This window comes from Geomonas sp. (assembly GCF_056994735.1).
The window spans coordinates 1-5,417 of record NZ_JBXKJL010000084.1 but is presented as its reverse complement, the minus strand read 5'-3'; the positions used below and the strand labels follow the sequence as shown (position 1 = coordinate 5,417).

The following is a 5,417-nucleotide window of genomic DNA, read 5'->3' as shown; positions in this document are numbered from 1 at the left end:
CGAAAAGCAGCTAGTTTGGGCGTGTTGCGGGGCACTCCGTAGTACCGGTAGTGGCCCAACAGTACGGACCTCAGCCATTTTCCCACTTCCGAAATGGGCGTATGCATCCGCTTGCGAAACTCTTCTTGGAAGGGCTGGAAGGAACGTGCTTGAGTTCGTTGAGTTACTCAAGGAACTCAATAAACTCAAGCACGTCCCCGTCCCCCCGTCCCCCCACAAGGGGGCCAGCGAGGAGGCGTTTTCGCGCCTGATCAGAGCAGTCCCGGAGGGGTTCCTGCTCAAAGGAAAGGTTGTTGAGAACATGGATACATGGATTTATTGCAATTGGGTTCTGACACCCTTAACCAACATCCCCCTTGCGCAGATATCCCGGAATGGACAGTCATCCTGCCTTCCCTTCTTGCAATAATCCTTACCAAGCCGGATGAGCGCAGCTTCGAAATCGCAGAAGTCCCTCCCTGCCACTGGTTGCTTTGACCAGATGCTTTCAAGCACCACCATCGCCTCCTCCCCCGGCCCGACAAGGCCCAGGTGACTGGCGGCAAGATGCGCCAGTGGGGAGAGAGGTGGCCGAGCCTTCGACCAGACGCTGCGCAACTCACGCAGGAAGATATTCACTGTCACTTCGCCAATTCCCGTGCCAAGCTCTTTGAGGAGCCGCTCCAGATCGGTGCTGTCCTGCGCCCGTTCATGGAGGGCGTTCAGGTCGCCGCCGTATAAACGGGTCAGGTTCTCCATGATTGCCTGGAGTCTGCTGGCGGTGGAGAAGTCATAGCGCACGTACCCACCTGTGTCGAGGATGGTCACCAAACCGTCCCAGCCGGTGGCGAGGATCTCCTCTGGAGTGACGGCCCCGTGCCGCTCGAACTCCCGGAAGGTCCGTATGGCGATCACCGTGGAAATCCGCGCCCCGAAAAGCTTGGCGGCCAGAAACCACTTGAAGATCTCCGCCGCGTCGTTACCGGCCAGATCAATTCCGAGTTCCCGCGAAAATTTCCCGCCGAATCTTGCCAACAGCTGGTCAATGACGACTTTTCCCATAGGTGGCATTATATCGTTATATCCTTCCGCTAAAACTTTCCCCCTTCACCCTTTCCTGACTGCACTCATTGGCTATAGTTATAATCACCGCATAGCGTACAGCGTTTGAGGTAAAAGGCTTGGCTGACACGAGTATTCGAGGCTAATGTGCCAGGATCCCTTTTGCCGTTCACATAGCACATAAACCTAGGCTGCCTTGCGGTCATTGCCATCATAAATGTTCAACTCCACGAAAAGGGAGCCGATTGTTTACGGGAATGAAGCACTTCGTCCTTCGAGTATCAATTTCAGAAAGCCGGGAGGGTCCATGAAGAAACTGCACTTGGCTGTTATCGGTTTCGGCAGGGTGGGGAGGGCCTGTGCGGACGCCATTGCGGATGACGATCAACTAGTCCTGGCGGGCATTGTGCGCCGCCCCGAAAGCCTTGACGCCCGCCTCCCTCCCCCTCATTCACAGGTTCCCGTAGTCTCCCACGCCGGAGAACTTGCTCAAGTGGACGCGGCGCTCATCTGCGTCACTGCTACTGAAGTGCTGGCGACTGCCCGTGACCTGCTCCAACATCGCACTCCGATCATCGAATGCGCCACGCTGCACGACAGTGCGTTTAGCGAACACCGTGACGAACTCGACCGGATCGCCTCCCTCCACAGGGTGACAGCAATTGTCGGGGCGGGGTGGAATCCGGGTGCCCTGTCGCTGTTCCGCGCCATGTTTGCCCTCCTCGCCCCCAAGGGGCACACGGACACATCCTGGCATACCGGCACTAGCCTGCACCACACCGTCGCCGCACGCGCCGTGCCGGGAGTGCTGGAAGCGCTTTCCACCGAGTTGCGCGGCGCCGACGGAAGGGTGCGGCGCTACGTATATGTGGAACCTGAGAGGGGGGCTGATCCGGCCCGGATCGAGGCGGCGATCAAAAGCGATCCCCTCTTTCTCGGCGAGGAAACCCTGGTGTTTCCAGTGGAGGATATAAGGGTGCTGGAAGAGGAGGGCCACGGCATACTTCTGGAGAGACGCGGGCGGTCGGCGGGAAAAGACCACCAGATGCTGCTCCTTGAGGCGCGCTATTGTGAGGCGGCGCTGACCGCCATGGTCATGACTGCCGCCGCACGGGCGATTCAATCCTGCAAACATGGGGCATACACGCTGTTCGATCTGCCCCCCGGAGCGTTGTGGGGACAGTTGAAGGAAAAGGCTGTTCAGGAGTGGCTCTGACCGGCTGCGGCGCCACTTCGGGGCACTCCTGACATGTTCAAGACGCTCATCGCACCATGAACCTTTCTTCAAGCATCTTCAGCATCAATCCCATCCAGCCGCCAGAGCCCTTCTTCCCGGGCAATTGCCAGCGCTTCCTTGAATTCATTGCTGGTTATACGACGGTTCAAAGGAGGGAAATCGGCCGCTTTGAAACACGGGCGATACTGATCCATGATGTTGATGTAAGTGTCCTGAGAGAGTTCGCGGGCGATGAAGGCCAACACTTCTCGGGTATCGGCAATGCCTCCCGGGAGAACCAGATGTCGAACCAGAAGGCCCCGCACCGCTATGCCGTGCTCATCGAGAGTGAGAGGCCCAACCTGCCGATGCATTTCCTTTAGGGCTGTCTTTGCAGTCTCCACATAGCGCGGCGCGCTGGAAAGCGCCTGAGCAGTATCGCTGTTTCCATATTTGAAATCTGGCATATAGATGTCGAAGATTCCCTCAAGAAGCTGCATGGTCGCCAGTTCCTCGTACCCTCCGCAGTTGTAAACCAAGGGGACATCCATTCCCTGCTCGATCGCATACGGCAGGGCCTCCACAATCTGTGCAACCTGATGAGTTGGAGTGACAAAATTGATATTGTGACACCCCCGCAACCAGAGGGAGACCATCATCTCTCCCAGCTCTTCAACCTCCACTTCTTCTCCCTCGCCGAACTGGCTGATGTCGTAGTTCTGGCAGAAGACGCAGCGCAGGTTGCACCAGGTCAGGAAGATAGTACCGCTCCCGTGCTGACCCACCAGCGGGCGCTCCTCTCCAAAGTGGGGACCGTAGTTCGATACCATTGGGAGCCTTCCGACCCGGCAGAACCCTTTTTCATTTTCCCGGCGGTTGATGTGGCAATGCCGGGGGCAGAGGGTACAATCCTGGAGGATCGTCTGCAGGGCGTCGATCCTCCTTGCCAGTTCCCCCGTCTCGTGCAGACGGATGTACGACGGCTGCGTTTTCTGCATGTGCCTCCACTACAGCCAGCTAGGCCGCTTATCGCCTCAGGCTACGTCATCATCCTCCACGGGCCTGAAGTCGTAATAGAAATTGCCAACCGCCATAAATTCAAACGGCGCATGAAGGCAGATCCACTCATCCATTTCCCATATCACGTTCCTCCTCAAGCGCGGAAACAAAGCGCCAGTGCAGCAGGTGGAGATGGGGAAGTAACACTTTTATCCAGAGGATCTTATCGGAAAATTGGAGGTTGTCACGTTGGCGTACCAGGTAGTACACGGTGGGCATCACCCTCCGCATCAAGGTGGAGGGAGCAATCGGAGCCCTTACGGAAACTACCGCGAAGAATACCAGCGAACTGTCATCGTCGAAAAGATTGTCCTGGTCGCCCAACAGCGGTTGAGAAAGGCGCATTCCCTAGTTGCCTGACGGCTGAGGCCTTATGCTCTGGTTTGACTGCCGATGGAAATATGAGTTACCGCTTGATTTTTATAGCTCTTATTGGTAATGTCTCCGCAACATAGTCCATGGCGATGGAGTTCGCCAAAACCGCTTTCACAAGCTGATGACTCCTGCTCTTAAACCTAGGGCAGGAGTTTTTTTATATCATCTAATGTGGCTGATCGTGGTTAAGTCACTGACTGCGCTGTGAAATGTTGTAAAGGAGACAGGTGGATGAAGATTGCTGCTACTATTGCCTTGTTCTGCGCCGGCGGGGGAGTCACCCGTTACTACCTCTCGGGTTGGGTCTACTCGGTCCTTGGCCGCGCCTTCCCGTACGGGACTTTTGCTGTTAATGTCATAGGCGCGTACCTGATCGGTCTGATCATGGAGCTGGGGATGCGGAGTTTCGTCCTTTCTGATACGCTCCGCTTAGGGCTCACTGTCGGCTTCCTGGGCGGGCTCACTACGTTCTCTACCTTCAGTTACGAAACCTTCCAGCTCCTCGAGGACGGCCAGTTCGTGCTGGCCTTCGCCAATGTGCTGGGAAGCGTTTCGCTTTGCCTCGTGTTCACCTGGCTCGGCATTATAACTGTCCGCTCTATCACCTAGGAGGAAAAATCATGGCCAAAACGGTTGGCGAAAACATCGTGATGCGCATCTTCATCGGGGAAAGCGACCGTTACGCTCACAAGCCGCTCTATGAGGTTCTGGTGGAACTGTTCCGCAAGGAGGGCTTCGCCGGGGCCACTGTCACCCGCGCCATCAGCGGCTTCGGCGCCCACAGCGTCTATCACACCCAGAAACTGCTGGATATCTCCTCCAACCTCCCCCTGATCGTCGAGGTGGTCGAGACGGAGGACAAGATCAACGCGATCATGCCCCGGCTCGACGAGATGATGAAGGATGGCGGCATGATTATTCTGGAAAGCGCCCGCGTCATCCGCTACTCCCCTTCACCGAAATAGCGGCCTACGCTTCGAAAAGCTGAGGGCGGAGGACTTCACCATCGCCAGTCAGGTGAAGGGGAACGGGTGGCGTCTCTGGCGGTTGTGCGGCCGCCTTCAGTTGACACCTCGACGTCCCCGGAATAGAGTTTCCTGAACACTCGCGCCCGATCCCACTATAAAACGGGGCTGGATGTGGAACCTTGTGATCCCAGGATATACATGGCTGCCGAGCGCACCTTCCTCGCCTGGATCCGCACCGGCCTTGCCCTCATGGGCTTCGGCTTCATCGCGGCCAGGTTCGGCATCTTTCTCAGAGAGGAGGCTGCTTTGGTCTCCCCTTCCCCTCACCATCTCGGTCTTTCCCTTCCGGTCGGCGTCACCCTCATCATCCTCGGGGTCTTCATCAACGTGAGCGCCGCGGTCCGCCACCACCGCTACCTTCGCGCCCTCGACGAGGGCAACTTCAGGACAGCCTTCGGGACCACCTTCGCATTCGTTATCACCGGGCTGCTCGCTCTTATCGGCTTGGGACTGGCGATATACCTGGCCATGCTCTAGCTCTTGATTCCCCTCCGCACTCTCCTCAATTCTCCATGTCAGGCACCCGCACCCGCGTCTACCGGTGCGGTGGAGGGAGAGCGGCTTGACAACACCGCCTCTACCCGCAAAATGACCTATATCTCACCCTTAACAGTGGAGGATTCCCATGCAGATGAAGATCACATTCCCGCATGGCAAAAGGGTCAATGCGGTGATCGGCAGCTGGCTGATTCCCACCG

The 5,417-nt window shown here is 57.1% G+C and carries 6 protein-coding genes and 1 riboswitch; of the genes, 4 read left to right on the top strand and 2 right to left on the bottom strand.

Going from position 1 to position 5,417, the window contains the following annotated elements; all coding sequences use genetic code 11:
- Positions 1-315 precede the first annotated feature (315 nt).
- Positions 316-1,050: a hypothetical protein gene (locus tag AC11W3_RS03890; protein ID WP_484092523.1), complete on the bottom strand. Its 735-nt coding sequence runs from the start codon at positions 1,048-1,050 to the stop codon at positions 316-318.
- 298 nt (positions 1,051-1,348) lie between these two features.
- Between AC11W3_RS03890 and AC11W3_RS03885 the strand changes: the two genes are divergently transcribed.
- Positions 1,349-2,257, top strand: a complete 909-nt coding sequence (locus tag AC11W3_RS03885) for a hypothetical protein (RefSeq protein ID WP_484091482.1) — start codon at positions 1,349-1,351, stop codon at positions 2,255-2,257.
- Between the two features lie 68 nt (positions 2,258-2,325).
- Here the strand turns inward: AC11W3_RS03885 and AC11W3_RS03880 are convergent, their stop codons facing one another.
- Entirely contained in the window at positions 2,326-3,255 is a 930-nt protein-coding gene (locus AC11W3_RS03880; RefSeq protein WP_484091483.1) for a radical SAM protein, read from the bottom strand.
- A gap of 512 nt (positions 3,256-3,767) precedes the next feature.
- Positions 3,768-3,829, top strand: a riboswitch (Fluoride riboswitch).
- 93 nt (positions 3,830-3,922) lie between these two features.
- Between AC11W3_RS03880 and crcB the strand changes: the two genes are divergently transcribed.
- The 3 genes from crcB (at position 3,923) to AC11W3_RS03865 (ending at position 5,196) form a co-directional block, all read left to right on the top strand.
- Positions 3,923-4,300 (top strand): fluoride efflux transporter CrcB, encoded by a 378-nt coding sequence (crcB, locus tag AC11W3_RS03875; RefSeq protein WP_484092522.1) that lies wholly within the window; start codon positions 3,923-3,925, stop codon positions 4,298-4,300.
- A gap of 11 nt (positions 4,301-4,311) precedes the next feature.
- On the top strand, positions 4,312-4,656 hold the full coding sequence (locus AC11W3_RS03870) for a DUF190 domain-containing protein (protein WP_484092521.1): 345 nt from the start codon (positions 4,312-4,314) through the stop codon (positions 4,654-4,656).
- 201 nt (positions 4,657-4,857) lie between these two features.
- Positions 4,858-5,196, top strand: coding sequence for a YidH family protein (locus AC11W3_RS03865; RefSeq protein WP_484092520.1), 339 nt, complete (start codon positions 4,858-4,860; stop codon positions 5,194-5,196).
- Positions 5,197-5,417: the final 221 nt, after the last annotated feature.

What these genes read in the sequence shown, in the direction of transcription:
- AC11W3_RS03890 (WP_484092523.1), bottom strand. Translation starts at nt 1,050, where the DNA reads ATGCCACCTATGGGAAAAGTCGTCATTGACCAGCTGTTGGCAAGATTC.
- AC11W3_RS03885 (WP_484091482.1), top strand. Translation starts at nt 1,349, where the DNA reads ATGAAGAAACTGCACTTGGCTGTTATCGGTTTCGGCAGGGTGGGGAGG.
- AC11W3_RS03880 (WP_484091483.1), bottom strand. Translation starts at nt 3,255, where the DNA reads ATGCAGAAAACGCAGCCGTCGTACATCCGTCTGCACGAGACGGGGGAA.
- crcB (WP_484092522.1), top strand. Translation starts at nt 3,923, where the DNA reads ATGAAGATTGCTGCTACTATTGCCTTGTTCTGCGCCGGCGGGGGAGTC.
- AC11W3_RS03870 (WP_484092521.1), top strand. Translation starts at nt 4,312, where the DNA reads ATGGCCAAAACGGTTGGCGAAAACATCGTGATGCGCATCTTCATCGGG.
- AC11W3_RS03865 (WP_484092520.1), top strand. Translation starts at nt 4,858, where the DNA reads ATGGCTGCCGAGCGCACCTTCCTCGCCTGGATCCGCACCGGCCTTGCC.